The sequence below is a fragment of the Filomicrobium insigne genome (assembly GCF_900104305.1).
In the GTDB taxonomy this organism is placed as follows: domain Bacteria; phylum Pseudomonadota; class Alphaproteobacteria; order Rhizobiales; family Hyphomicrobiaceae; genus Filomicrobium; species Filomicrobium insigne.
In genome coordinates, this window is the sequence record NZ_FNJC01000004.1 from 65,386 (window position 1) to 90,435 (window position 25,050).

General features: G+C 60.7%; 36 protein-coding genes, 1 other RNA gene and 1 pseudogene. 30 read left to right on the forward strand and 8 right to left on the reverse strand.

The window, feature by feature from the left end; translation table 11 throughout:
• Positions 1 to 8 precede the first annotated feature (8 nt).
• The 14 genes and pseudogenes from BLS30_RS18170 (at position 9) to BLS30_RS13885 (ending at position 8,561) form a co-directional block, all read left to right on the forward strand.
• Entirely contained in the window at positions 9 to 236 is a 228-nt protein-coding gene (locus BLS30_RS18170; RefSeq protein WP_090229610.1) for a hypothetical protein, read from the forward strand.
• Between the two features lie 622 nt (positions 237 to 858).
• Positions 859 to 1,434, forward strand: a complete 576-nt coding sequence (locus tag BLS30_RS13825) for a hypothetical protein (RefSeq protein ID WP_139165355.1) — start codon at positions 859 to 861, stop codon at positions 1,432 to 1,434.
• Positions 1,431 to 2,201 (forward strand): hypothetical protein, encoded by a 771-nt coding sequence (locus BLS30_RS13830; RefSeq protein ID WP_210184041.1) that lies wholly within the window; start codon positions 1,431 to 1,433, stop codon positions 2,199 to 2,201. Before BLS30_RS13825 ends, BLS30_RS13830 begins: the two co-directional genes overlap by 4 nt.
• A 231-nt stretch (positions 2,202 to 2,432) precedes the next feature.
• A complete protein-coding gene (locus tag BLS30_RS13835; protein ID WP_090229615.1) occupies positions 2,433 to 3,578 on the forward strand; it encodes a helix-turn-helix domain-containing protein in 1,146 nt (381 codons plus the stop codon).
• Between the two features lie 3 nt (positions 3,579 to 3,581).
• Positions 3,582 to 3,767 (forward strand): hypothetical protein, encoded by a 186-nt coding sequence (locus BLS30_RS13840; RefSeq protein WP_090229618.1) that lies wholly within the window; start codon positions 3,582 to 3,584, stop codon positions 3,765 to 3,767.
• Complete coding sequence (locus BLS30_RS13845; protein ID WP_090229620.1) at positions 3,764 to 4,108, forward strand: helix-turn-helix domain-containing protein; 345 nt, start codon at positions 3,764 to 3,766, stop codon at positions 4,106 to 4,108. Before BLS30_RS13840 ends, BLS30_RS13845 begins: the two co-directional genes overlap by 4 nt.
• On the forward strand, positions 4,105 to 4,407 hold the full coding sequence (locus BLS30_RS13850; RefSeq protein WP_090229623.1) for a hypothetical protein: 303 nt from the start codon (positions 4,105 to 4,107) through the stop codon (positions 4,405 to 4,407). Before BLS30_RS13845 ends, BLS30_RS13850 begins: the two co-directional genes overlap by 4 nt.
• On the forward strand, positions 4,404 to 5,114 hold the full coding sequence (locus BLS30_RS13855; protein ID WP_342027548.1) for an MT-A70 family methyltransferase: 711 nt from the start codon (positions 4,404 to 4,406) through the stop codon (positions 5,112 to 5,114). Before BLS30_RS13850 ends, BLS30_RS13855 begins: the two co-directional genes overlap by 4 nt.
• A pseudogene (locus BLS30_RS18340) lies at positions 5,111 to 5,362 on the forward strand (DUF2312 domain-containing protein); the annotation flags it as partial. The gene BLS30_RS13855 and the pseudogene BLS30_RS18340, both read left to right, overlap by 4 nt.
• A gap of 188 nt (positions 5,363 to 5,550) precedes the next feature.
• Positions 5,551 to 6,282, forward strand: a complete 732-nt coding sequence (locus tag BLS30_RS13865) for a hypothetical protein (RefSeq protein ID WP_090229629.1) — start codon at positions 5,551 to 5,553, stop codon at positions 6,280 to 6,282.
• Positions 6,279 to 7,322 carry a hypothetical protein gene (locus BLS30_RS13870; RefSeq protein WP_090229632.1) on the forward strand — a complete coding sequence of 348 codons (1,044 nt, stop codon included), beginning with the start codon at positions 6,279 to 6,281 and terminating at the stop codon, positions 7,320 to 7,322. The genes BLS30_RS13865 and BLS30_RS13870 overlap by 4 nt, the downstream gene beginning before the upstream one ends.
• The gene (locus BLS30_RS13875) at positions 7,319 to 7,930 is read left to right on the forward strand and encodes a hypothetical protein (RefSeq protein ID WP_090229634.1); all 612 of its coding nucleotides are present in this window, start codon (positions 7,319 to 7,321) and stop codon (positions 7,928 to 7,930) included. Before BLS30_RS13870 ends, BLS30_RS13875 begins: the two co-directional genes overlap by 4 nt.
• Positions 7,927 to 8,121, forward strand: a complete 195-nt coding sequence (locus BLS30_RS13880; protein ID WP_090229637.1) for a hypothetical protein — start codon at positions 7,927 to 7,929, stop codon at positions 8,119 to 8,121. The genes BLS30_RS13875 and BLS30_RS13880 overlap by 4 nt, the downstream gene beginning before the upstream one ends.
• Positions 8,118 to 8,561 carry a hypothetical protein gene (locus BLS30_RS13885; RefSeq protein WP_090229640.1) on the forward strand — a complete coding sequence of 148 codons (444 nt, stop codon included), beginning with the start codon at positions 8,118 to 8,120 and terminating at the stop codon, positions 8,559 to 8,561. The genes BLS30_RS13880 and BLS30_RS13885 overlap by 4 nt, the downstream gene beginning before the upstream one ends.
• 86 nt (positions 8,562 to 8,647) lie before the next feature.
• On the opposite strand, the gene BLS30_RS13890 is transcribed toward BLS30_RS13885, so the two are convergent.
• Positions 8,648 to 9,706, reverse strand: coding sequence for a hypothetical protein (locus tag BLS30_RS13890; RefSeq protein ID WP_139165356.1), 1,059 nt, complete (start codon positions 9,704 to 9,706; stop codon positions 8,648 to 8,650).
• 40 nt (positions 9,707 to 9,746) lie between these two features.
• The gene (locus tag BLS30_RS13895; protein ID WP_090229646.1) at positions 9,747 to 10,442 is read right to left on the reverse strand and encodes an SOS response-associated peptidase; all 696 of its coding nucleotides are present in this window, start codon (positions 10,440 to 10,442) and stop codon (positions 9,747 to 9,749) included.
• 53 nt (positions 10,443 to 10,495) lie between these two features.
• Here BLS30_RS13895 and BLS30_RS13900 point away from each other — a divergent pair, with 53 nt between their 5' ends.
• Positions 10,496 to 10,807 carry a hypothetical protein gene (locus BLS30_RS13900; RefSeq protein ID WP_090229649.1) on the forward strand — a complete coding sequence of 104 codons (312 nt, stop codon included), beginning with the start codon at positions 10,496 to 10,498 and terminating at the stop codon, positions 10,805 to 10,807.
• Positions 10,808 to 11,044: 237 nt separating this feature from the next.
• On the opposite strand, the gene BLS30_RS13905 is transcribed toward BLS30_RS13900, so the two are convergent.
• The 5 genes from BLS30_RS13905 to BLS30_RS13925 form a co-directional block, all read right to left on the reverse strand.
• The gene (locus BLS30_RS13905; protein WP_090229652.1) at positions 11,045 to 11,395 is read right to left on the reverse strand and encodes a hypothetical protein; all 351 of its coding nucleotides are present in this window, start codon (positions 11,393 to 11,395) and stop codon (positions 11,045 to 11,047) included.
• Between the two features lie 56 nt (positions 11,396 to 11,451).
• On the reverse strand, positions 11,452 to 11,889 hold the full coding sequence (locus BLS30_RS13910; RefSeq protein ID WP_090229655.1) for a hypothetical protein: 438 nt from the start codon (positions 11,887 to 11,889) through the stop codon (positions 11,452 to 11,454).
• Between the two features lie 458 nt (positions 11,890 to 12,347).
• Positions 12,348 to 13,307 (reverse strand): helix-turn-helix transcriptional regulator, encoded by a 960-nt coding sequence (locus BLS30_RS13915; protein ID WP_090229658.1) that lies wholly within the window; start codon positions 13,305 to 13,307, stop codon positions 12,348 to 12,350.
• Between the two features lie 77 nt (positions 13,308 to 13,384).
• A complete protein-coding gene (locus BLS30_RS13920; protein WP_090229660.1) occupies positions 13,385 to 13,654 on the reverse strand; it encodes a hypothetical protein in 270 nt (89 codons plus the stop codon).
• Positions 13,655 to 13,683: 29 nt separating this feature from the next.
• An RNA gene (locus BLS30_RS13925) (hammerhead ribozyme type II) lies at positions 13,684 to 13,743 on the reverse strand.
• 271 nt (positions 13,744 to 14,014) lie between these two features.
• Between BLS30_RS13925 and BLS30_RS13930 the strand changes: the two genes are divergently transcribed.
• The 8 genes from BLS30_RS13930 to BLS30_RS13965 all read left to right on the forward strand — a co-directional run bounded on the left by BLS30_RS13930 (position 14,015) and on the right by BLS30_RS13965 (position 21,142).
• On the forward strand, positions 14,015 to 14,215 hold the full coding sequence (locus tag BLS30_RS13930; protein WP_139165357.1) for a helix-turn-helix domain-containing protein: 201 nt from the start codon (positions 14,015 to 14,017) through the stop codon (positions 14,213 to 14,215).
• A 145-nt stretch (positions 14,216 to 14,360) separates the two neighbouring features.
• Complete coding sequence (locus BLS30_RS13935) at positions 14,361 to 14,651, forward strand: hypothetical protein (RefSeq protein ID WP_139165358.1); 291 nt, start codon at positions 14,361 to 14,363, stop codon at positions 14,649 to 14,651.
• Positions 14,652 to 15,100: 449 nt separating this feature from the next.
• Positions 15,101 to 15,529, forward strand: a complete 429-nt coding sequence (locus BLS30_RS13940; protein ID WP_090229667.1) for an HNH endonuclease signature motif containing protein — start codon at positions 15,101 to 15,103, stop codon at positions 15,527 to 15,529.
• 24 nt (positions 15,530 to 15,553) lie between these two features.
• Positions 15,554 to 15,952, forward strand: coding sequence for a hypothetical protein (locus BLS30_RS13945; RefSeq protein ID WP_090229669.1), 399 nt, complete (start codon positions 15,554 to 15,556; stop codon positions 15,950 to 15,952).
• Positions 15,906 to 17,777 (forward strand): terminase large subunit, encoded by a 1,872-nt coding sequence (locus BLS30_RS13950; protein ID WP_210184042.1) that lies wholly within the window; start codon positions 15,906 to 15,908, stop codon positions 17,775 to 17,777. Before BLS30_RS13945 ends, BLS30_RS13950 begins: the two co-directional genes overlap by 47 nt.
• Positions 17,777 to 18,997 (forward strand): phage portal protein, encoded by a 1,221-nt coding sequence (locus BLS30_RS13955; protein ID WP_090229671.1) that lies wholly within the window; start codon positions 17,777 to 17,779, stop codon positions 18,995 to 18,997. Before BLS30_RS13950 ends, BLS30_RS13955 begins: the two co-directional genes overlap by 1 nt.
• Positions 18,994 to 19,866, forward strand: coding sequence for a head maturation protease, ClpP-related (locus tag BLS30_RS13960; protein ID WP_090229673.1), 873 nt, complete (start codon positions 18,994 to 18,996; stop codon positions 19,864 to 19,866). The genes BLS30_RS13955 and BLS30_RS13960 overlap by 4 nt, the downstream gene beginning before the upstream one ends.
• A 37-nt stretch (positions 19,867 to 19,903) precedes the next feature.
• Entirely contained in the window at positions 19,904 to 21,142 is a 1,239-nt protein-coding gene (locus tag BLS30_RS13965) for a phage major capsid protein (protein ID WP_090229676.1), read from the forward strand.
• Between the two features lie 337 nt (positions 21,143 to 21,479).
• Here BLS30_RS13965 and BLS30_RS13970 read toward each other — a convergent pair whose 3' ends face one another.
• The gene (locus BLS30_RS13970) at positions 21,480 to 21,728 is read right to left on the reverse strand and encodes a hypothetical protein (RefSeq protein ID WP_090229679.1); all 249 of its coding nucleotides are present in this window, start codon (positions 21,726 to 21,728) and stop codon (positions 21,480 to 21,482) included.
• On the opposite strand from BLS30_RS13970, the gene BLS30_RS13975 reads away from it, so the two are divergent.
• The 7 genes from BLS30_RS13975 to BLS30_RS14005 are packed head-to-tail and all read left to right on the forward strand — an operon-like array spanning position 21,720 to position 25,048.
• A complete protein-coding gene (locus tag BLS30_RS13975; RefSeq protein ID WP_090229681.1) occupies positions 21,720 to 22,028 on the forward strand; it encodes a hypothetical protein in 309 nt (102 codons plus the stop codon). The two genes, BLS30_RS13970 and BLS30_RS13975, sit on opposite strands and share 9 nt — an antisense overlap.
• Complete coding sequence (locus BLS30_RS13980; protein ID WP_090229684.1) at positions 22,025 to 22,639, forward strand: head-tail connector protein; 615 nt, start codon at positions 22,025 to 22,027, stop codon at positions 22,637 to 22,639. The genes BLS30_RS13975 and BLS30_RS13980 overlap by 4 nt, the downstream gene beginning before the upstream one ends.
• Entirely contained in the window at positions 22,636 to 23,211 is a 576-nt protein-coding gene (locus BLS30_RS13985) for a class I SAM-dependent methyltransferase (RefSeq protein WP_090229687.1), read from the forward strand. The genes BLS30_RS13980 and BLS30_RS13985 overlap by 4 nt, the downstream gene beginning before the upstream one ends.
• Entirely contained in the window at positions 23,208 to 24,047 is an 840-nt protein-coding gene (locus tag BLS30_RS13990) for a hypothetical protein (RefSeq protein ID WP_090229689.1), read from the forward strand. The genes BLS30_RS13985 and BLS30_RS13990 overlap by 4 nt, the downstream gene beginning before the upstream one ends.
• Positions 24,025 to 24,366 carry a phage head closure protein gene (locus tag BLS30_RS13995; RefSeq protein WP_210184043.1) on the forward strand — a complete coding sequence of 114 codons (342 nt, stop codon included), beginning with the start codon at positions 24,025 to 24,027 and terminating at the stop codon, positions 24,364 to 24,366. Before BLS30_RS13990 ends, BLS30_RS13995 begins: the two co-directional genes overlap by 23 nt.
• The gene (locus BLS30_RS14000) at positions 24,366 to 24,593 is read left to right on the forward strand and encodes a hypothetical protein (protein WP_090229692.1); all 228 of its coding nucleotides are present in this window, start codon (positions 24,366 to 24,368) and stop codon (positions 24,591 to 24,593) included. The genes BLS30_RS13995 and BLS30_RS14000 overlap by 1 nt, the downstream gene beginning before the upstream one ends.
• Positions 24,590 to 25,048 carry an HK97-gp10 family putative phage morphogenesis protein gene (locus BLS30_RS14005; protein WP_090229694.1) on the forward strand — a complete coding sequence of 153 codons (459 nt, stop codon included), beginning with the start codon at positions 24,590 to 24,592 and terminating at the stop codon, positions 25,046 to 25,048. Before BLS30_RS14000 ends, BLS30_RS14005 begins: the two co-directional genes overlap by 4 nt.
• The last annotated feature ends 2 nt before the right edge of the window (positions 25,049 to 25,050 follow it).

Consider the following 25,050-nt stretch of genomic DNA (forward strand, 5'->3'; position numbering starts at 1 on the left):
GAGATAGCATGTTTACATCCTTCCGAGACCTGATTGATGCGTGGCCGAACTTGCGAGAGTTCGGCAGTGACATCGGGGTTGGGGAGAACACTGCAAAGGGGATGCGCCGCCGCGACAGCATTCATTCCGCGTATTGGGACGACGTCGTCACAGGCGCTCGCTGTCGGGATATCGATGGTGTTTCCCTCGAGCTGTTGTCTCAACTGGCGAAGGCGCGTGGACGCCGCGCAGCCTGACAGCAGCGGTCTGAGCGCGTGAGTTTCAATTGCGTATCGGTTGAGTTGTCCCGCGTCCGGAACTTCAGGGGGCGATGGGTGGCTGCCCTAGCATACCAAGGGGAAATGACGTCCCACCGGACGAGGGTCTCTCGCAAGAGGGGATTCATGTCGGGCAATTTCCCCGAGCCACCCGCCTACGTCATTGCGTTCGTTGCGTTCGCGTATCCCAAGCGGAGCCATTCACTTGGGCGTTTCCTCCCTAAACTTTGGCCCGTTGGGTTTAGCAGCGGGCCCTTTTTAGGGCGGCGGACGGTCCGCGTGTTGGCCTCACTACGGGGTTGAACCGCTCAGGGGTCGCTAGCGTTAGGAGATTGCCCCCAATGGGGCTTCCGTCCCTGAAACTAGGCCCGCTGGTGTAGTGGCGGGCCTTCTTTAGGGCGCGTCGGTATCCCGAGGGGAGGCCTGCGAGGGTTTGCGCATGACGCGCAGCGGCCCCGCCCAGGTGATGGCTTGCTCTGGGCACAACAGCAGGCGGACCGGTCCCTCCTAGCGTACTGCGTCGCCGGTCCGAGTATCGCGTTTCTCGATTGAAACAGACGGGGGTCTTATGCTCGCGACGCCGAACCGACTCAAGCGCTGGGTGCGCCGGTTCTTAGCACCGGTTTCCGTCCTGTCGATTCCGGTGCCGATTAGGACGCTTCCGCCGCCGGTTGCGGACCGGTTCGCGCAACCGGTAAGCCCGGTGCGCACCGATCCTCGTCCACCGGTGAAACCGGCCGACAGCGACTCCGAGACGCCGCTCTATGCGCGGGCGGAAAGCTGGGAGGGCGAGCAGGGCTTGCGCTGGCTGCCACCGATAGAGCACGCCAAGCGACTCTTGATTTGGCTGCAGGAGCCGCGCGCGCAGACGCTCACGTTTGCCGAGGTTCACAACGCCTATTTCGAGTTCTGCATGGAGGAGTGGATTGCCCCGATCGGCTGGGTGGCCGTGGCGCGCCACTTCACCGGTATGACCGGCGGCAAACGCTACCGGTCGGCGGTCGATCCGCGCACCGGTCTGCGCGAAGCTCGCGAGCGGATTTATCGAATCCCGGCTTGTCGCGCTCACGCTGCTGATCCTCGCGATGCTCGGGCAGCTCCGCTAGGGCGGCCTACCGGCCGGGTCGCAGTCGCTCCCGAACAGGTGCCCCACGAGCCCATGCGGAGGGTGGCATGAAGGTAACCCCGATCCTGTTTTCAGGTCCGATGGTCTGTGCGCTCCTGCGCGAGATCGAGAAGCCCGGCACCGGAAAGACGCAGACGCGGAGGGTTCTGAAGGCGCGCAGAGACGTCAACTTTGGATGTGAACTGGCGCCATGCGAACTTGCCGGAGAAATTAATCAGGGCAACTTCGATAATAGCCCATACGCACCCGGCGATCTGCTTTGGGTGAGGGAGACGTGGTGCGAGGGGCCCATCGGCCGCGACGGTGTCGTGGAAGATTGGCGGGACTTTTTTTACCGCGCGACGGACCACGACGTGATGGGGGTCGACGACGGCGACGGGTTTTCCGTGCTCAACGCCGACGGGTCTCTCAGGTCGCCTTGGCGTCCTTCAATCCATATGCCTCGTCGCGCGTCCCGCCTGACGTTAGAAGTCACAGACGTTCGGGTCGAGCGCCTGCAGGACATCAGCGAAGAGGATGCACTCGCTGAGGGTGTGTTGAAGGTCAAAGATCACTGCTACGTGGTCCGAGGGTTTGGCTATGACGAGAGCGGGCTTTGCCACTCGCGGGCGACGATCCCGTTCGCTCAACTCTGGGACAGCCTCAACGAGGCGCGCGGCGCCGGTTGGGACGTGAATCCCTGGGTCGTTGCGGTGACGTTCAAAGTGCATCCCGTCAACATCGACGCCCTTCTCGAAAAACTCACGAAATACGCCCCTGTCCGGGAGCAAGGCGACCCGGCGCAAGCGCCGCCCGCGCGGAGCGACTGCGTCGCGTGAGCGAAATGAAAGAGCCCCTGAGGCGGCACCCTCAGAGGCTCGATGGTGTGAGTAAGTCAGTGAGAACGGGGCCGGGATATCCGGTCGACCAGGGAGACTGAAGGACCGCCGGCGTGGAAGCCGTTCGCGCGGTGCGGGCGAACTCATGCCAGCAACCGCCCAACGGTCCCACTGTTCGATGACACGGTCAAGTGGCGCGCTGGGTGCGCGCTGTGGACGAAGGGGGATTTGATGAGCGTTCACCGCGTTCCAGTTTGGACCTGGCGCGACGCCGTTCGCAAGGCGGCGATCCCGCCTTTGACGAAGCTCGTGTGCTGGGCGATTTCCAACTATCTCGCGGACGTCGGTGAGGGCTGCTTTCCGTCGATCGAAACGCTGGTCGCCGACACGGGGCTGTCCAAGCCGTCCGTGATCAAACACGTGCAGTCGGCCATCGCGCACGGGCTGCTGACCGCGACGCCGCGCCGTGGCCAGGATGGCCGCATTCAGCGCACCGTCTACCATCCGCAGTTCCCGGAATATGCCGTGTTGCCGAGCGGTCCCGCGTCGATTTTGGGTGCTAACGAGGTCAACGCCGTTAACCCGGATAAGCCGGGTCAAGGAGCTTTACCTGGATCGCCTGAGGACACGTCCGCCCAGGTCAACGCCGTTAACCCGGACAGTCCAGGTCAAGGCGCTTTACCCGGTCCAGGTCAATCTCAGAGGCCTCACCAGGTAAACGACGTTTACCCTAACTATCCACTAGAACCTTCCACTTCCCCCCCGACCCCCCAAGGGGCCGAGAGAGAGGGGGACGATCGGACTTTGTTTTCGGATCAGACGGCCGACCGATCGGCGGAACCGGATCCGCATCCCATCGACGGCTGGGCGGGCCGATGGACGGCCGCCGCGCAATCCGAAATCGGGCTGCTGTTCGACAACCCCATCGCCGCACACGTCGCGAGCGATTTCCTGGCGCGGCTCGTCGGCGTGCTGTGTCCACCGGCGCATGTCGATGCGGTGGCCTACGTGCGGCAGGTCAAGAACCGGCTGCAGCCGTTTGCGCCGGCCGTGCTGAGCGCCATCGCCGACAAGCTGATCGAAACCCAACACCGCGACCTGCCCGCTACGGCGAAGCTCGTCGAGCTCGCCACCGTCGAAGCGCGTCGGCAGGAGGCGTTCGCAGCACGGGACCAGGTCGTCGCGGCGGCGGCTGCGGCGCCTGTGCGTCACGTGATCCGCCGCGACACCGTGCAGTGGGCGCCCTGGATCGACGAACTGAACGCCCGCGGCCTCGCCGACGCCGCGCAACGGGCCCATGCCGCCGGCGCCATCGTCGTGACGGCGAAACTGCCTCGCGCTGGGGCCGAATTGATCGCAATCGGAACGGAGGGTTAAGCCATGGCTGAACGGAGCGGCACGTGCATCGACTGCGGGGAGCCGTTTCTCGCGCGCGGTGGGAAACGCAAGCGCTGCAACACGTGCGCCGACGAGCATGACCGCGTTCGTCAGCTCGCCCGCAAGAAGGCACAGCGCGAGGCCCGGGCCGCAGCCCGTGCGGCGGTGGCCCAGGAGGTGCGGTCGTGACCGATACGCATCGTCCGCCGATCCGAGTGAAGGCAATTATCGCCTCGGTATCTTCCGAGTTCGGCGTGACGCCGCAGGAGATTGTCGGGCCGCGACAGAACCGCAACTTGATCGCAGCGCGCTGCGCCGTCGCATGTCTCGCCCGTCGCGCTGGGCGATCGTTGCCGCAGATCGGGCGGGTCCTCAACCGGCATCACGCGACGATCCTAAATGCCGAGCGGCGCGCGGCACAGCGGATGACTGTCGATCCCGAGTTTCGCCGCTGCGTCGAGACCATCGATCGCCGGCTGGGCTGCCGCCCGATTTTCGCATCCGAGACACAGGAGGACGCCCACCCATGAGCACGTATGCCCAAGCCCTCACCGCACTCTGGCAGCGCACACGCCTGATGAGCGCCGCGCTCGACGACGTCGACAAGGCCATCGGCCGGTTCGCGGAAGTCTCTGGTGGACCGTCGGCGCCGTATCCCGAACCGTGGCCGACTGGTGGACCGGCGCATGATCCGATCAACGAAGCGCCAGAGCCCCCGCCAACGCCGCCGCCGGTTCCGCCGCAGCCGCAGAGCGAAGAGGAGTTTTCGCTGACGCGGGCGATTGAAGCCGTGCGCCGAAAGCGGGATGCGCGGGAGCGGGTGGGATGAGTTGTTTCGCTCACGCTGCTGTTGGCTCGGCTGCGCCTCGCCGCAGCTCCGCGGGGGCGGCCTCACGGCCGGGTCGCCTTGCTCCCGGACAGGTGATGTCCGCAAGCGGCTCGAGCTTTATTTCTCCGGATCTGTTCGAGGGCGGGCCAACATCTTGGCCGTTCGGCGACCTGGTTCCGCAGGCCTACGATCTCGTGATGATCGATGTTGCTTGGCGGTTTAAGAACTATTCCCAGTTGGGAGAAAGCAAAGGGCCGGAGCCGCATTACCGCACGATGTCGGACGCGGAGATTCTGGCGTTGCCCGTGGCGGACCTGGCGCGAGAAAACTGCGCGCTGTGGATGTGGGCGACGTCGCCCCGCCTCGATTTTGCAATCCGCGTGCTCGACGTGTGGGGCTTCGAGTTCGTGACGGCGGGGGCCTGGAACAAGCGGCGCTGGGGGACCGGCTACGTGCTGCGCTCAGTGTGCGAACCGTTTCTGATCGCCAAGCGCGGCAATCCGAAGATCGATGGCCGTTCGGTGCCGAACCTCATTGAGGAGTCCCGGCGCGAGCACTCGCGCAAACCGGAACGCGCCTATGAGCTTGCCGAAAAGATGATGCCGACGGCGCGCCGTGCCGATGTCTATTCCCGCACCGACCGGCCGGGCTGGGAGGCCTTTGGCGATGAAGCCGGAAAATTCAACGAGGGAGATGACGGGCTATGACCGCATTGCAGGCCTCCAGCCAGGCGCAGCTGCGCCAGTTCATCGAGCAGATCGAGCGGCTCGAGGAAGAAAAGAAGGCGATCGCCGGCGACATCAAAGACAAGTTCATGGAAGCCAAGGCGGTGGGCTTCGATGTGAAAGCCATGCGCAAGGTGATCGCGCTGCGCAAGAAATCGAAGGCCGAGCGCGACGAGGAAGACGCGATCGTAACCGTCTACCTGCACGCCATGGGCATGGCTGGAACGCCGCTTGACGATTGGGCGAACGAGCAGGAGACGCCGGCCGCCGCCGACACGGAAAGCACCATCAGCATCAACGGCGGACCGGCGGTTCCGATGTCCGTGGTCAAGGAGGCGCTCACCGTCGTGAAAGCCGAGAAACGCGCCAAGGGCCGCCTGCGCGGCCAGCGTGTCGATTTGCCGGAGGGTGCCGAGGGATGAGCCTTCCAACGGGGACAGCAGAGCAGGAGATTCGGACAGCAGCGGAACAGCTCGCACGGCGGTATTGGCCGTCGGCGCGCATCGTTCATGAACTCAACGTGGAGAACGGGATTAGCCGTGCCGACATTGCTGTGATTACGGCCGATCGGTTGATCCTCATGGAGCTGAAATCTGAGCGTGACACGCTCGATCGACTCCCAAACCAAATCGAACAATTCACCAAGGTGGCGCATCACGTGATCGTCGTTGCCCATCGCAAGTGGTGCGACTCTGCAGGATGGCAAACGAACAACGAGGGGCAGCCATTCCTTCCGCAAGCCCCAATATTCAGGCCGTCTGCTGGTGCGACGGTGTGGGAGTATTCGGAGGGGAAGTGTAAGGGCAATGCGCCACATGCGGGGTGCTCGTGGCCATGGACTGCCCGCATGCTCAATCTGCTGTGGAACTCTGAATTGCAGCGGGTTTGTTATGTGCTCCGGGTGGCGACGACAAAGCGCCCAACTCGCGGGGCGATGATTGACGATCTCATGCGACTGTGCCGCGCGCCGGAACTTGAACAAGCGGTTCTGGCGCAGCTTCGGACCCGCCAGTTCGCAACAGATGACGCAATCCAAAAGCGGAAGGACGACGCGGCAGAGGCAACCACCTGTCCGGGAGCAAAGCGACCCGGCGCGAGCGCCGCGCCCGCGCAGGCGCACGAGGCGACAGCCGAGGAGACAGCGCCGTGAGCGATAACTGGTACTCCCCGGCTGACGGACTGCCGCCGCTCGGTGTGCGCGTCGAGGTGTTGTGGCGCGGGCGGACATTCAAGGCTGCGCGCATCGCCCGGAAGGGCGGACGCGGTCACGTCTGGATGACGACGACGGAATGGGTCGCGTGGACGGACTGGGTCGACGGTGCGCCCCGGCGGAAACACGACCGGCGTTCGAGCCCGTTGCCGGTGATGCTGCCCGATGACGGCCTGCCCGGCGTGCCGCGCCATGGCGACGACGCGCTGGGTCCGGACCCGGACGCCTGGCGTCCGGAGAATCCTGCGACCTGGAAAATGCCGCTTCCCGAACCGATCCACGGCATTCAAGCCGGGCGCATGTGGTCGAGCAGGACCCGATTCGCCGCAGTGGAGGAGGCGGAGTCCGCCGAGCTGGCCCGCGAGATGGAAGCCGACCGGGAAACCGCGCGGGCGCAAGGCGCGCGGCACGGAGCAGATGGGGAAACCCGGACGCGCTGGTGGCTCGACCCGACCCGCGTGACCTATTCGCCGCCCGGACTGGTTTCCATTGCGGAAGCGGAAGCCCGGGTGTCGCGGGCGATCCTGACGGATGGGCTGACGGGGTTCCGTCATTGGCAGCAAGATGTGCGGACGTCGCGCGCGCTCGCCGACATAACGGCGGACGGGTTGGGCGATGACGATGACATCGCCGATCGCGTGGCGCGCTTCGATCCGTTGCCGCAGGACATCGAGGATTACCTGACCGCCATGGGATGGTTCGCGCAACTGTGCGTGGCCAACCGCAGCTACGGCTACGTGTTCGGTGACTTCACCACCGCGCAGCTCGCTTTGGTGTGGCGGGCGCGGGGGCGAAGCTGGCGGTCGATCGCGGGCGATTTGTGTGTGAGCGATGACACGACGCATCGGAACTTTGCCGAAGGCCTGGTGCGCGTGCATCGCGCCGCCAACGGCCGGCCGGCGGCGGGAACGGTTTCGGTGCATGCGGAACGGGCCGCGCTGGCAGATCGAGACAGGCAAATCGGAAGGAGGGCGGCTTGACAACGGCACAGGAGCTTGCGGCGCATTACGGGCTGGCGACGGCGGACACGCTGCCGCCGCGCCCGAAGTATGAAACCTCACCGGCGCTGGGTCGGCTGGAGCTGACATCCAGACAGCGTGCGATTTTCGACGAGATGCGCCCCGTGGCGCTGTGCGTGGTGGCGTCAGCAGGTCCGGTCTCCGCTCAGCTGCAGGACCCGCTGTCGGGACGCATCACGCGGCGCTTTGGCGGCAATCGCGGGTGCTGGCCGTTGCGGCTGGCGCGAACGACGTCGCCGTCCGACACCGTCACCAGCAACTGGAACAAGGACCCGTTCTCGGAATTTGGCGTCGTCGTCAGGCTGTGGCTGCGCACAGGTGAGCACTACAAGCGCCTCGCCGTGCAGGTGCAAGGGCTTGTCGAACACCTCTCGGACGAGGCGATGGGCGAGCCGCTGCTCAACGGCTGGCTCGACATGGGGCCGGACCTGCATCTGCCAACACTTGAGGGCGAAATCCTGAGCCGGGCCGAACGGCTCCGCTTTTCCGCGCGCACCGACCGCGAGCTGGTGGCGTGGCTGGAGCAGATCCGACGCGAGGAAGATTTGTTGGAAGGGGTTGGGGGATGAGCTTGATCAGGGTTCTACTGGCCGGAATTGGGTTGATGGGCATTGCGAAGGTCTGGGAGAATCTCGGGGATAGCTCCGCCGTCGCGTGGCAACAATTCGCCTTTCTCTGGGGCTATGGCGCCGTGACGTGGGCGCTGGGTGGCCTCGTTGAACGGGTCGGACGTCTCGAGCAAAAGAAGCGAAAGCCATGACGGGATTTGTCATCCTTGCGGCCTGCCTTGCTCTTGCGAACGCCGCAATCGGCCAGATCGACGAGGCCTGCGTGATCTGGCTTGCGGTGATAATTCTGTCGATGTCGACCGGTGCACGCAGTGAACTGTGGGGCGGGTTTTTGAAGGGTTACTATGGTGCCCGTAAATCTCCTGTCCGGGAGCGTCGTGTCGAAGACGTCCACTCACGCGCGTCCGATGCGGACGGCATTCGGGCCATGCGGCTGCGGTTGCGGCGCCTTGGCCGCGACGACGGCGCCTTTTCGGACAGCGATGTGCTCGGCCTGATCAAGGCCGTCGACGCGTTTTTGGCGCATGGGGAGCTGTGCCGCGTGGCGCTGGGGGATGGCCGCCAGATCGAGATCACCTGGCGCACGCAGATCGTAACGACGGATCACAAGGCAAGAGGGAATGGGCGATGAGCGAGGCGTGTCACACGCTGAGTGCCGAGGAGGACTGACGAGGTCTAGAAGGTTCCGGCGAGGTGCGATTGTCTAATTTTGGCCGTTCATGTTCTCTTTCTTCGGACACCGCGCAAAATCGGTTCTCGGTAATCTTTTAAAAATTGCTTGCAGGTCAGGTTCGCTAGATTGATTTTCCGAAGGGGCGAATTGCTATTGCGTAGGGAACGCAATATATCATCATGGATAACTGATTTATTGGGGTCCGAGATCCCAAAGCTGGTGCCGTAAACTTCTGAGGCGTTTGCAGGCTTAACCGAGATTAGGTCCATGTTCATTCGACCGTAGGAGAAGCCCAAGAAAACAACGACTTCTGCGCGCTTAATTAGCTCGCGTGTCCGTACGATCATCTCGTCGTTCTCTCTTTCGGTGAATGTTCGTATTTGACTTGCAATATTGTGGAGGAGGGCGCCGTCTACTTCCTTTCCGTATTCAACTGAGTTTTCGTTGCTTTGCCATGGTAGGTGCCCCACTTGCCCATAGGGGTGTTCAATGCGAAGTTGGCTTACTAAATGAACGGCATCGCTCATTTTAATGTTATAGTAGTTCACTAGTGAAATTTTTAGAAAGTGTTCAATTGCTCGGTCGTAATTGAATGTTACGATGGAAATGTTTTCGAAAATTTTTTCCAAAGAGGTCTTTTTAATTTCTTCGTGAAGCATATTGAAGAATACATAAAGCCATGTGTCTTCGACTTTAGATAGCTCAGTCAGAGGTTGCTGAGATCCTTGCGCTGAGAGATGACTGCTTCGTTCGGCTTTTAGTATACACTGAGCTATAGCAAGCTTGCCCATCCATACAATTTTTGGATCATCTGCATGTGCGTGAAGGAAATTATCAATTGATATTGCTTGAATCATTCCCTGTGAAATTTTGCGTCCGGCTTCGAGGTAAGGATGGATTCGATTTGATTTATCTAGGTTTTGTTTAATCTCGGCGGCTTGGAATATACATTTATCGCCACTAGTAAGGTGGTCGAAGCTGTTTGAGTTGAAATTTAAAGACGATGAAATTCTCTTTGTGAGCTCAGATCCTAATGGCAGATTGATCTCTTTGCTTGCTCCAGCGCCAATTATAAAAACCGTTGGTCTTTCAAACATTTTCACCCTAATTATCTAATTCAAATATATAGCTATATTGAAGCGTTTACGCCGCCAGCAAATCTTGCTTATCCTTACCCGCCTGCACAATGCGCATGTGCGCTGGGTCGTGGCTGTGCACCAGGCCGAAGGCGTCGTCGACGCTGCCTGTGAGCCACGTCGCGAATTCGTCTTCTGACGTCAGCAGCACCGGCATGCGGTCGTGATTGATCTCGCGCGTCAGGGCGTTGGGATCGGTCGTCATGAACGAGACCGTTTCAATCTCAACGGGTTCGCCGTCCTTCTTGATGGGGCCGTTCCAGCGCCGCCAGATGCCGGGGAACGCAAAGAGCGGGCGCTGTTCGTCGCCCTTGAGCGCAAACCACACCCACTTGGCCGGTTTTTCGCCATTGGGATCCGCGTAGGACGTCGCCGGCACCAGGCAGCGCCGGGATTCGAATGACGCGCGCCAGAACGGGCTCGTGCGGATCTTGTCGTCGCGCACGTTGGTCACGAAGCGCGGCGCCTTATCCTTCTGCGGAAACACAAACCCCCACATCATGATCGCAATCTCGCGCGCGCCATCATCCGCGTGGCGCACGACGGGAATTTTGCTCTTCGGCCAGAATGACGATTGCGGATCGAAATCCGGTGCGCGGTTGTGTGAGACCCGAAACCACCGGGCCACCTCGTCGCGCGAGCGAGATTGCGAAAAGCAGTTGCACACAGGGCTTTCTCCTCTCCTCTTGACCGCGATCGGCATCAAGAACAAAATAGGAACATACAACTGGGGTTCAAGCGTAGCGTGAGGCAAAGATGCGGCGACGGCAAGACACGATCAAGATCAACAAATGGACGGTGAACCAGCAATGGCCCTATCGCGTGGCGATCCGCTCGGACCAGGTGCGCGGTGGTGGCTTCGTTCGGGTTGAGGCCTATTGCCGGGAGCGGAACGTCTGCAAGCGCACGTTCCATTATTTTGATACCGACGCGCGGACGGAACGGATGGTTTATTGCTTTGCGGATGCGGCGGAGGCTGCCGCCTTCGCGCAAGAGTTTCAGGGCACGCCGCTGCCGCCGCGTACGATCCCGCGCTGGCCGTCGGATGCGCTCACGGCTGCGGAATGACGGCAGTGTGTGAAACCTGCGGGTCGGATCTCACCACCGGCCGCTCTTGGCGCCTGGTGCTCACGTGCGAGGCCGTGCCGCATTCCGATGGGCGGATGCCGACAGCGCCTTCACTTGGCTCTGAAGTCTACTTTTGCGCGATGCCATGCCTGGAAGGATGGGTCCGGATGCGGCGTCAGGTGCGCGAGCGGAATAGGGGCTGAGGGGAGCTAAACTGCCGGACTGTCGTCGGCCACCTTAGCTTTCAGAGTTCGCAGCTCGTGATTTTACACTTGTCCGCAATTCGACATAGTGCGTCATGCCGGTCACGATATTCGATAAACTTCCGGAACGCTCCTTAACAAGCAAACCTTCGAGATCCGCAAATCCGCTGCCGCGTAAAAGTCTGTGCAATTCCAATTCTTCTTCGGGTGACGCCTTCATCGCCGCCGATATTGTCGCAACAAATTCGACTGCCGTTTGCTCGTCGAGGAGACATTCAAATCTGCCGTTAATCGGAGTGACCTCGTTAACCCGAAGCAACGCCACGGATGCATTTATCTCGGTAATGATCTGATAGCTAGGAGATCCAAATTCTATTGGTTCCATCACCCTCTCCTGCGCGGTTGATTTCGTTGTGCTCGATCCCAACCTGAGACGAGACATCACCCGGACGTTGGTTCGAACCGCTGGCCGACTTCGCTGAAAAAGCGGTGCGTATCAAATCCACGCACTGCTGACATTTCGCATTCAGCGGCAACCTCTAGCACTTCCTGACGTACTTCCATGGGAGCATTCACGCCAGATCTGACGTACGGCTTCATTCGATCGTCGTCGATGAGATCCATCATGCCGTGAATTCGCATCATGATGGATGCACACTTTGGGGAGTCTTCGAACTGTTCCCGGACCGCCAACGCAGCACGGGACAATGCATTGTCTGTCGGAGAATAACGCACGATCTCTCCGGTATCATCGTTTCTGAAGTTAACGCCGTAGTTGCTTGGATTCACATATGGTCCCTTCTTGGCCGAAGCAGCCATTGCGACCATGAAAGCGAACTTGAACTCATCCGGAGCCACCGGCGGAATCAATCGTTCCATTTTTTTTGCTCCAAAATTGTTGGGAGCGAAAAGCTAGGTGATTCGGCACCGACGCCCCTTGCCGGGGAGCCATCGCACAAGCGATTTGCCCGCTTTCCACAGCGATTCACCCTTGCTCACTCTTGCGTGTCATCGGCAACGCGGTGAAAGCGTGGCGGCTGCAACGTCTTAATGCAAGATTTGAGACAAACGCCATAAACCTAAGAAATGCGGCTCGTTTGCACGGTTGAAATCGTCGTGAAAGGGTCGCAAACCTGCAAATGTGGGTGCAAGGCAGCGTGCGCTGGGTGCAATGGCGAGGAAGGGTGGGAGACGGATCGGAAGCGACTGAAACGGTGCGATTTCCCGATTACGGAAAGATGGAAATCTGGCTCGGCAACGGGTTGGCGCTGATACAACATAGGTCGTAGTAAAAAGCCCCGATACCGAGATCCGGCACGGGGCTTGAGGAGAGTGGACTAACTGAGGCGACGAATGGCCAACTCACGTCCACGGCGTTCCACGGTGAGAAGGCCCTGACGGCGAAGATCGCGAACCCGGCGTGACGCTGTTGCTTCGGAGAGCCCGAGTTGGCGGGCAAGCGCCTTGTTGGAGATCGCCTTCCCTGCAGGGAGAGCCGCGATCACGGGATGCACTGGAGTGATGTCTCGCATCACCTGAGCCGTCTGTTGCGACTGAGGCGCTGGGACCGCCAGCACGCTCGACCACAACAGGAAGCCGAGCGCCGGGAAGAACTGCCCGAAGAAGAACAGCGACACGGGCAGTGTGATGGGCTGGTACGTGGCCACCTGCCCAGGGGTCAGAAATGGAAACAGGGCCGCCACACGGCTGCCCATGCTGTCCTCGACCTTCTCGGCGCCGAGGCCGGCGAGCGTGGCTTCCAGCTCTCCGATTTCGTTGGTGGCCGATTTGATCTCGCCCTTTGCGGTTATGCACTTCGGCCAGCCCTCGTCTTTGGAGACGCCGGCCTTGTACCCCTTGCACTCGTCAGCTTCCGCTTGTGTCGCGGCCTTTAGACGTGCGCGCTGGGTGGTGATCGCAGCCGCGACGCGGTCAATCTGCACGTTGTGGCTGCGCTGGGCGTGGATGGCGTTGTCGCGCTGAGAGCCTGCCCGATCGAGCGTGGCCGAAAGCGAAAACGCGGCGGCACAGATCCAGGCGAACAGCAGGCCGCAGGAGATGAGCCGGGCTCGGAGGCGCCAGGCGGCAGCAGCGCCGCCCAAGGCCCCGAAGCTTGCAACCGCAATGGCGACCGTGGCCGCCATCAGCGAATTCCAGTTTGTGAGATCCGCCAAGTCGGCAGGATTGCGCACCGTGTCACCGGCGATGAATTCGACGTTCGACCAGACGTCGACCGTGGTGGCGCCGAGGCCGATGGCAATTGCCAGGGCCCCGGCGAAGATGGTAGTACATTTCATGGTTCTAAACCTTCTCCATTGGGTTGGGATCGCCAAGGGGCCGGAGGCTGTGACAGCAGCTTTCCGGCCCGCTTTGTTCAGGCGGCCGTGCGAGCGAACAAGGCAGCGTTTTTGGCGCGGGCCCGCATCAAACTGTGATGACGGCTCCAGATGGCGGCGAATGCCTTTGTCTTTGACCGCGCCGTCTGTTTCGCGAACTCGCGGGCGAGGCGTTTTGCTTCGGGCGCCTTCATGTCGGCGTCGGCCTTCATGGCGGTGAACGCTTTGACGAACGCGTTCTCGTTGCCGAACGCGGCTTCGAGCTGGTTGAGGTGCCGTGCGACGACGGCCAGGTTGACGGTTGTCATCGGTTTTTCCTTTCTGGGTTGAGATGTGAGCCGAGGCTCGTCAGTGCCGGCGATACCGGCAGACGCCGCGGCTTAGCGGCGTTTCGCCTTGATGTTGCTCTCAGCCCGGCGCTGGGTGGCATAGCTTCGCCATTCCCTCGCTTGGGGCTGGTTTCGGATGGGTGGAGGTCCTTGTCGTTCGGCGCTTCGAGCGGGCTGTTCTGCCTTCTGTCTTGTTCGTGTCGTCTCGCCGTTCGTCCGGGCCACCTCATCGTCTTGATGCTTATAATATAACTAAGTTATATGTTCCAGGCAAGGGGCTATCCACAGGAAAATATAACTAAGTTGCATTTTTGTGCGGGCTGGCATATAAGCGACGGCATGACAGGAGATGAAGCCATACGCATCGTGCGCAATAGCGGCGTGTCGCAAGCGGAGTTTGCGCGCCTAATCGGCATGTCGCCCATGGGCGTGCAGAAATGGGCGAGTGGCGGCAAGCCGAGCGGGCCTGCGGCGGCGATCCTCCGTATCGTGCGAGAGCGGCCGGATTTCATCGAGACGCTGCGCAAAACGCAGGAGTGACAATCCACCGGTAAAGCGCCCGTTGGAATTGACTTGCAGTGCTTAGGCGCCCTCAATCCGTGCACGGAGGTGGCGCATGCGAGTCGCGCAGCACTGTTCGGCGGCAACTTCCGACCGCTTGAGATTCAGTCACAAGGAGAACGATATGTCCAAGCGTCTGGTAGAGAAGCGCCGCCGCGGGATAGTGGGCTGGTTCTTCTTAGCGATTTTCTGGATCTGGAACGCGCTTATGGTGGCGTGGCTGGTCGCGAGTTTGCGGGCACCTATTGCGGAATACGACACTTTAGCGACGCAGGCGGAACGCGATGGCACCGCAGCCGGCATCGGGGTCGCGTTCGTCATCATCCTAATGGTGTGGGCGTTAGGCGGTGTGGTTTTCGGTTTACTGGCTTATTTCACTCGCGGCCGCCGTGAACTCATTGAAATGGAGGCGTGAGGCAAGATTTAAGTCGGTATATCTGCGGTCTGCCGATGTTCGTTAATTTTCATTCTTGACGAATCGCAAATTCAGGCTCAAGAATCACCATGCTCGCGAGACGCGCGCCCGGTTCGAAACAATCGCACCGGGCGTTTTGCGTTTTATGGTGCGGAAACAGGGTGTTGGTGACGCCAGGGAGCAGCAGCCGAGTTTGCTGTTGGTCCCGCTTCCGCCCGCTGCTGCGATGAATTCCAGAAACAATCGAGATCCTTGCCCATGTGTGTGCGCACCGTCGAAGACGTGCAGCATCCGACGTTTGGTGCCGGCGAGATCCCGTGTCTGTTCTGTAAATTCGAATTGCCGTTGAGATGGTTCGGCCGGCGCGTCACGTTCAGGGGTGGCCTGCCCATCGTGCAGTGCTACTGCCCTATGTGTGAACGCACCTGGCGTCGGGTTGAGTGCTGAGGATGGCGCGTACAGATCGCCGATCACCCGAGGCTGTTGCCTACCGTCGGATGTACAAAGACAAGCGGTGGCGTGGCAAAGGCGGCATCCGTGAGCGCAGATTGGCCCAAGAGCCGTTGTGCCGGGATTGCCGAAAGCGCGGCCACCTGACACCGGCCACCGTTGTCGACCATCTCAAAGAGCACAAGGGCGATCCCCTGCTGTTCTTCGATTACGACAACACACAATCGCTCTGCAGCCCCTGCCACGACGGCGCGAAGCAGAGCGAGGAGAAGCGTGGTTTTTCTTCCGCTGTTGGTCCTGATGGCTGGCCCATCGATGCACGTCACCCGGCCATGGCCAATGCGCCAAGGGCGGGGGGTGGTCGAAAAGTCAAAGCAACTTCCGCTGGGACCGGCGCCGGGTTCAAAAAAAGCAAAAAACCAAATTAACATTCGAAAAGGCTCAATCTGGTCATGGCAACGCGGGGGGCAAAGCCGAAGCCGGCGCACCTTCGGCTGATCGATGGCACGCACCGCAACACACGGCACGGCGCGAAGGCGAAAGCCGCTACAACCGTTGAGATTGCAACCGAGTCCTTCGGGAAGCTTACGCGACCCAAAGGCATGAAGGGCGAGCCACTTAAGGCCTGGAAGAAATTCATCGAACCGGCGGCCTGGCTCGACGGTTCACGCGAGCCCGCCGCCATCGCGTTTTGCGAACTGTGGGGTGAGTTCCGCGAGGCACCGCGTGCATTTCCGGCCGCGAAGCATGGCCAATTGCGCGCCTACATGAGCGAGCTGGGCCTCACCGACGAACGGAACCGCAGTGCGGAAAAAGACGCAGACGAAGCGGACGAGTTCTTCGACGACTAAGCCCGCGGATCGTGTCACGGCCTATGCCAAGGCGGTCCTCTCGGGAAAGGTAATTGCCGGCCCGCATGTCCGCAATGCATGCCGTCGACACCTTGACGATTTGAAACGCAAGGACATCCAATTCGACTGTGTGTCCGCCGATCGTGCTTTGCGGTTTTTCGAGACAAAGCTGAGGCTTAGCGAAGGGCAGTTCGAGGGACGACCGTTCCAGGCGCACCCGAGCCAAGCATTCATTATCGGCTCGGTCTTCGGTTGGAAAAAGCGCGACGGGACACGTCGCTTTCGCCGCGCGTACATCGAGCAGGGCAAGGGCAATGGTAAGTCGCCCCTCGCCGGTGGGATCGGGCTCTATTGCCTGACTGCCGACGGCGAAGCCGGAGCGGAGATCTACTCAGCCGGTGCAACTAAGGACCAGGCGGGAATCCTGTTCCGCGACGCGGCCAAAATGGTGCGGCGCTCTCCCGACCTCGCCAAGCGGCTCAAGATCGCCGGGCCCGAGGGCAAAGAGTACAACATCAGTTATCTGGCGAAGGGTTCATTTTTTCGCCCCGTCTCGCGGGAAACCAAGCGCACGGGTTCGGGGCCGCGTCCCCACGCTGCACTCGTCGACGAGCTCCACGAACACGCAGACGCCGGCATCATCGAGATCCTTGAGCGTGGCTTCAAATTCCGTCGGCAACCATTGCTGCTGATGATCACCAACAGCGGCAGCGACCGGAACTCGGCGTGTTGGGTCGAACACGAACATGCGGTCCGCGTCGCAGCCGGAAACCGCGATGCCAAGGACGACGACGCCCACTATCTCGGTGAAATCATCGACGATACGACGTTTTCTTTCGTGTGTTCGCTCGATCCGGGTGACGATCCGCTGAACGATCCGACGTGTTGGCCAAAGGCCAATCCGCTGCTGAACGTGACCATCACTGAGGAGTATCTCGCCGGCGTCGTCGCACAAGCGAAGGATATCCCGGCGAAGCTCAACGGAATTCTTCGGCTCCATTTCTGCGTATGGACCGACGCGCAAACGGCTTGGATGACGCGCGCGGCGCTCGAGCCGGTGATCGCGGAATTTGATCCCGCGGACCACTATGGAAAATATGTTTCCGTCGGTGTCGACCTCTCGCAGAACAAGGACATCACGGCACTTGCCTTCGCCGTGCAGACGGGGACAGTTACCGAAGGCATTCACACAGGCAAACCCATATTCGATGCTTGGGTGCAGGCCTTTACACCAGGCGACACCGTTCAAGCGCGCGAACTTCGGGACAAGGCGCCTTATAGCCATTGGGTCAGAGAGGGGTTCCTTAACGCTCCGAAGGGCTCGAGCATCAGTTACCGCCATGTTGCGCAAGCGTTGGCGGAGGTTGCTCATGACTACACCGTTCAGTGTGTCGCCTATGACCGTTATGCGTTCAAGCGCGGTCTCGAGCCCGAGTGCGACGAACTCGGCCTAAGCATTGAGTACGTCGAGCACCCGCAGGGCGGCACCAAGAAGGGCAAGCCCAACGAGGCAATGATCGACGCGGCGAAAATGGCCGGTCGTGATCCTGAAGGGCTTTGGATGCCGATGAGCGTGCGTCAGCTTGAGGACCTCATCACTGAGGGACGGATTCGTATTCACGCAAACCCGGTTCTGATTTCCGCGATGGTCAGTGCGGTCACCGACGAGGATCGTTGGGGCAATTACTGGCTCGCGAAGGAAAGAGCCGTCAACAAGATCGACTGCGCCGTCGCGCTCGCAATGGCGATCGGTGCCGCGCATGCATATGAGGGTGCTCCTGTGAAACTCGACGACTTCCTGGCGAAGCCGGTGATGGTGATCTGATGGGCCTCTTGACGTGGGCAACCTCGCGCATGGGGCTGACGGACAGCGCCAAGTGGTCAGCCTTCTTCGGCCGTGAAAGCCATGCGGGAACAACCGTCACGGCGCAAAAGGCGCTGCAGCTCGCTGCCGTTTGGGCGTGCGTTAAGGCCACGGCGCAAGCGGTCTCCTCGCTACCGCTCAAGATCTATGAGAAGACCACGGACGGCGATCGAAAGTTGGTCACGGACCACGATCTGGTGAACGTATTGGAGTATTCGCCGAATGAAGACCAGACGCCGCTCGAGTTTTGGGAGGCCATGGTCTCATGGCTCCTCGTCAGCGGGAACGCGTACGCGGAGAAGGTAAAAACGGGGAACCGATTGAGTGCCCTGCGGCTTCTGCCGTCCGATAAGGTGAGCCTCGAGCGCGACGCCGACAACGTTCTGCGGTACCGGTACAGCGACGGATCTCATTCAGAACTGCTTTCACGGGATTCCGTGTTTCACCTCAAAGGGTTCGGGTTTGGCGGTGACCTTGGGCTCTCCGCGATCTCTTATGGTGTTCAGACGTTCGGCACTGCCATTGCGACAGAAGAGACAGCGGCAAAGACATTTGCCAATGGCCTGCAGGCGTCCGGCGTCCTATCGAGCGACCAGATCCTGAAAGAGCCTCAGCGCAACCAGCTTCAGAAGATTATGGAAGAATTTGTCGGTTCACGGAATGCCGGTAAGCTGATGGTGCTCGAGGCCGGACTGAAGTATCAGGCGCTCAGCCTCAACCCAGAAGATGCGCAGATGCTCGAGAGCCGCAGGTTCGACATCGAGCAGATCTGCCGTTGGTTCGGTGTGCCACCGATCGTAATCGGTCACGCCGCTGCCGGCGTGACGACGTGGGGCAGCGGGATAGAGCACATCCTGCTGGCGTGGCTCACCCTTGGGATCGATCCGCTTTGCGATCGCATTGAACAGCGCATCCGGAAACAGCTTTTCAATGAAACCGAACGCAAGCGTTTCTATGCGGAATTCAACCGCGAAGCACTCCTGCAGATGGATTCAACTGCTAAGTCCACGTTCCTTTCGCAGATGGTGAACAACGGGCTCATGACCCGCAACGAGGGCCGCGCGAAACTCAATTTGCCTCGCAAGGACGGCGGCGACGCCCTCACTATCCAGACCGCACTTGCGCCTCTCTCTGACACTGGCACACCTCTTCCAAAGCCCAACGGAGCCATCCTGCAATGACCCTGCGCCGTCTCCCCGAAGCGCGTGTCAATCGCACGCGGACCGCATCGGAACTTCGCGCCGAAATCCCTGTCCGCGCCCTCGATCGCTGGAACCCCGGCATCCGTGCGGCGATGGATGATGTTGATCCGTCGATATCGATTTTCGACGTCATCGGCCAGGACTTCTGGACCGGCGAAGGCGTGACCGCAAAACGCATTTCCGCAGCGCTGCGGTCGATCGGCGATCGTGACGTGACGGTTAACATCAACTCGCCCGGTGGAGACTATTTCGAAGGACTCGCGATTTACAACTTGCTGCGCCAGCATCAAGCGCGCGTCACCGTCAACGTGGTGGGGTTAGCCGCGTCTGCGGCTTCCGTTATTGCCATGGCCGGCGACGAGGTTCGGATCGCGCGCGCCGGGTTCATGATGATCCACAACACGCAATGGATTGCGATTGGTGACCGTCACGCCATGCGCGAAGTCGCTGACACAATGGAACCGTTCGACCAGGCCGCGGTGGACATTTATGCCGCGCGTACGGGTCTTGCCGATGCCGACATCGCTGAAATGATGGACGCAGAGACCTGGATGGGCGGACGAAAGGCTGTTGAAAACGGCTTTGCGGACGGGCTCCTCGCGGCCGACGAAGTTATCGACGAGGACGAGCCCGAAGATCGCGCTCACCTGACGGCGCATCGGCTCGAGACACTGATGGCGCGGATGGGTGTTCCCCGCGGCGAGCGACGCAAGATGATCAAGGATTTACGCGGCACGCCTCGCGCTGCCGGGACCGGTACGCCGCGCGCTGCCGAAGCTGACACGCCCCGCGCTGTCAGAGAGGAGGAGGCCGTTTCGGATCTCCTGGTGCAGTTGCGGCGCGTCTAGCCGCGTCAACCGTCTCTCGAACATAGGAAATTCGAACATGTCTGATCGTACCGAAGAGCTGCTCAAGCAGGTCGAAAAGGAGATCGGGCGCATCGGCGATGACGTCAAACGTGTCGCTGAAGACGCGCTCAAGCAAAGCAAGGATGCCGGCACAGTCTCCGCTGAGGCGAAAGCACGTGCTGATGAACTTCTAGTAAAACAGAAACTGCTCGACGAGGGACAGCAGAAGCTACTGAAGAAGCTCGAGGACCTCGAAACCCGCAACCATGACGTTGAGCAGAAGCTGGCCGGTCGTCGGGGGGGCGGTGGTGGTGACAAGCCAAAGTCACCTGGTCAACAAGTTGCTGACTCTGACGGCCTGAAAACGTTTGTTGCAAATGGTGCAAAGGGAACGGTCAAGGTCCCTGTTACGATGGCCATCACCTCAGACTCGGGTTCTCCCGGATCAGCGGGTGCGCTCATCTGGTCAGATCGCGAGCGTGAGATTGTACGCATTCCCCGCCGTACGATGACGATTCGTCAGTTGCTGACGCAGGGTCGCACAGGGTCCAGTTCTGTCGAATATGCCAAGCAGATCGTTCGTGACAATCAGGCGGCGCCTGTCGCCGAAGGGGCGCAGAAGCCGGAATCCAATTACATTTGGGATCGCGCCGACGCCTTGGTGCGAACCGTAGCGCATTGGATACATGTCTCGCGTCAGGCTCTCGAAGATGCGGACCAGCTGCAAACCGAAATCGATGGCGAACTTCGCTACGGTCTCGATCTTGTGGAGGAAGCCCAACTCTTGAAGGGCTCCGGTGCGGGGCAGGATCTGCCTGGCCTCATCACCCAGGCCACAGCATATCAGCCGGCGTTCACACCCGCTGCGGAGCAACGTATCGACGTGCTGCGTTTGGCGTTGCTACAAGCATCGCTCAATGAGTTTCCTGCTGACGGCATCGTGCTCAATGATATCGATTGGGCGGCGATCGAACTTCTGAAGGATGGCGAAAACCGCTACCTGTGGGCCAATCCTCGCGGCATTAATGCGCCTGGTCTGTGGGGGCGTCCGATCGTTCAAACTCAGTCGATGGACGTGGACGAGTTCCTCGTCGGCGCGTTTATGACGGCCGCTACGATCTATGATCGCATGGATGCTGAAGTGGTTATCAGCGATCAGGATCGCGACAACTTCATCAAGAACATGCTGACCATTCGAGCGGAGAAACGCCTCGCTTTGGCCGTTAAGCGTCCGGCTGCTCTTGTGACGGGTGAGTTCGGCGCAGTCACCGGGTAATTCCGCAAAACGAAGTCAATAGCGCAATCGGGCGGCTAATAGAGTCGCCCGATTTTTATGGGGAACCCAAAATGCAAATCCGCGCGCTAAGAGGTCTTCAGGTGGGCAGCAAATCTGTTCGTCGCGGAGATGTCATTGAGGTGCACTCACACATCGGTCAGCAACTTGTGTCGAACGGACTGGCTGCAGATATGAAGTTTGCAGGTCCCGTTCGCAGTGCTGGATCACAAGAGTCTTCGGAGGCGGGCGCGAGCGCACCCGCTCACCCTTCGCAGTCGTCCCCAACTGGTGGCCAGACTGGCGCGGAGGAACCGCAATCATCATCGCCGCCGGGCCATCAGCAACAGGCGTCGACCTTAGCGGCGTCAGAGGCAAAGCCCACGTCGTCGTCATCAACAACAGCGTCGCCCTCGCGCCGTGGGCGGACGTCCTCTACGCGTGCGACCGCATCTGGTGGCACGAAAACAAAGGACGATGGGAAACCTTCGAAGGTCTCAAAATAACTCAGGACCGTCACGTCGCCGATCGGGGGTGGGCCGAGCGCGTCTGGCTGACTGAGGGAGTCGACGAAATTCTGATGGATCAACCCGCCACTCTCGGCTGGGGCGGAAACTCAGGCTTTCACGCTCTGAATTTGGCCGTGCAGTTCGGCGCGAAACGCGTTGTGCTCGTTGGCTACGACATGCGGATTGATCGCGGCGTGCATTGGCATGGGCGACACATCCGAATGGGCAATCCAACAGAGTCCGCGATCCGACGTTGGCGCCAATGTTTGGATGCGGTTGCGCCCCGTCTCGCGTCTCTCGGGGTCGACGTGCTGAACGCGTCACCGATTTCCGCCCTCACCGCCTACCGGAAATGCTCTCTTGAAGAGGCACTCGCATGAGCGATCAGCGTGACTATGCGGTTGTTGTCCCTGTCGTCGCCGCGAGCTATTTGCCGGTGACGGTCGCGCGTGCAAAGGAACGCCTGCACATCGATGCATCGGACGACGATGCGGATCTCGACCGGACTATTCGCGCCGCGATCAAGGCTGTCGAAAGTGACACCGGGCAAGTGTTGGCGGCCGCAACCTTCCGGCTCCAGCGGCCCGTGCTTGGCAATCCGATCAGACTGCCGCTCTATCCGATCCGTGACGTTGAGAGCATCACATATCTCGATCTCGACGAGGTTGAGCAAACCGTATCTCCGAGTGATTGGTACTGGCTGCCGTCGGCCTCCGGAGCGGACGTGTACTTCGTTGATAGCTACGCCGCGCCGCAGGTTGCCAAGCGACCGGATGCCGTCCGTGTGACGTTCGAAGCGGGTTACGACGATCCTAATTCCGCCAGTGAAGCGGATCCGCGTCTCGTCTTCGATGAGCGCGCAGAACTCGCCGTGCTTTCGCATGTCGGCACGTCCTACGCCCACCGTGAAAGCGTTGTGGTGGGTTCGACACCTGCCGACATGACCCCCGTCTATCGGGCTCTCGTTCAGCAACTGAGGATTTTCCGGTGAGCAAGACTCTCAAACGGCAACGCCGTCACGAACTGGCGAAGTATCAGCGCGCCTATGAAGCGGCTAACTACAAGATGAAGTCGGAACGTCGTCAGGACGCTGTGAACGACATTGCCGCGTTGCCGATCCGTGGCGCCCTGCTCGACGTTGGGTGCGGGCGCGGCGAAATGCTCGCCGAAGCCGAGGACCTGGGGTTTTCTCCTGTTCAGGGAACTGAGACGGTTCCAGCACTCATCGATGGGCAGCGCGTTGTGGCCGCTCGTGTCGACGCTCTCCCGTTTCCGGACAAGGCCTTTGACGTAACAACGATGTTCGATGTGATCGAGCATCTCATTCCTGGCGACGATGAACGTGCGTGCCGAGAGCTGGCGCGCGTCGCGAAGCACCACATCGTGCTGACGGCGAACAACAAGCGCAGTCGCAACAAAGCGGGCGATGAACTGCACATCAACCGCCGCCCCTATGACGAGTGGGATCGCCTCTTCCGGAAATGGTTTGAAGGGCACGCGGTCACCTGGATCAAGGGTGAGCGTCATTACATTTCGGAAGCCTGGCGGATCGACCTCGCATGAAGTCGCGCGCTCCCCTCGCAGTCGTCGTTGCGCGCAAACCGCATCACGGAAACCCGGAGTCCTTTCACCAGGCGTTCGCTGACGGCCTGCAGCGTCACGGCTGGCGGGTCTCGCTGCAGCGTCACCCGTCGGCATGTGACTTGCTCGTTTTGTGGGGTGTGCGCAATCGCCCGGCCATTGCGCAGCAGAATCGCGCCCGCGGCGACGTCTGCATCCTTGAGCGGGGCTATTTGGGCGACCGCTTCAAGTGGACAAGCGTGTCGTTTGGTGGTGGCTTGAATGGCCACGCGGAGTTTCGCGGCGTTCGTGTGGATGACCCAAGCCGGTTTGAAACCCATTTCGGGCACATGCTGCAGCCGTGGAGGAAATCGACAAGCCGACGGGCGCTTTTAGTCGGTCAGGTGTACGGCGACATGAGTCTCGCCGGTGTGAACATTGACGACTGGTATCGCGACACAGCGAAGGGGCTCCGCGCCCGGGGGTGGGAGGTCTATTTCAGACCGCATCCGGTGGCGCTCAAGAAAGGGCAGCCCGGACGCGTTCAAGGCGTTCCGAACTTCGACGGAACGCTGGCCGAGGCGCTCGCCTTCGCGGACCTGGTCGTGACGTTTAATTCCAATACAGGCGTGGAGGCGGTCCTTTCGGGATGTCCACTCGTCGCCTTCAATCAGGGCGCAATGGCGTGGCCTGTGGCCGGGCATTCGCTCGATGAGATCGTGACGCCGGATCGCACAGCGTGGGCGCATGGATTGGCTTGGAAGCAGTGGACCATTGACGAACTTCGATCGGGGTTCTGCTGGGATGTGGTGAGCCATGGCGCGCTTGTCTGCGGGTAACCTCGACCGCCGCATCACAATCGAGCGGGCTGTGATGACGACCGGCGGATTTAACGAGCGCGTGCCGACCTGGTCGCCTCTCGCGACCGTTTGGGCGCATCGCCGTGATGCAAGCGCCGGCGAGGCCTACCGCGCGCAGGAAGTCGGGGCCCAACTCACGACGCGGTTCACGATCCGCTATTCGTCAACGGTGTCTGACGTGAACCCCAAAGATCGCATCAACTACGACGGGCGCGTCTACAACATCACGGCCGTGCGTGAACCTGAGGGCACGCGCAACGAATGGATTGAAATCGACGCGGTGGCACGGAGCGACTGATGGCAACGCTTACTGTGACTCTCAAGGTCCGGGTGGCGTGGTGGGTACGCCCCTACCTGTGGGCAGCCACGCTTTTCGCGATGTCAGTGGCACCGTTCTTGGACGTCGACGACGACCGGTTGGAATCCTTCAAAGAACGGCAGGTCACGTTCATAGCGAAGCATGGCATCCGCTATTTCATTGACGGACGGCGGTATTACCCAGCGGACAGGAGCGACGCAGCATGAGCCGACCGATCCGCGTGAAGGTCGACGGGCTGCGCGAGATCGCGAACGCACTGCAGACGCAGCTGCCTGTGGCGACGTCGAAGAATGTCATGCTGCGGGTTCTGAAGAAGCGCGCCAAACCGATCGCTGCTACAGCCGAAGCGCACGTCGCGGTTAAAACTGGTGATCTCAAAAAGTCGATTACGGTCAGCACAAGGCTGACCAAACGGCAGCGGCGACAGCATAAAAAAATGCATCGCGACGAAGTGGACGTGTTCGTTGGTCCCGGCTCCGATCCGGCGGGGCATCTCCAGGAATTCGGCTCATCAAAACACCCCGCGCAGCCGTTCATGCGGCCCGCATGGGATGCGCACGAAAGCACGCTGCTTGAGGGGATCGGCGAGGATATGTGGGCGGAGATAGAAAAGGCTTCCGCCCGCTTGGCGCGCAAGGCTGCGAAGGCGGCAAAGGGGTAGCC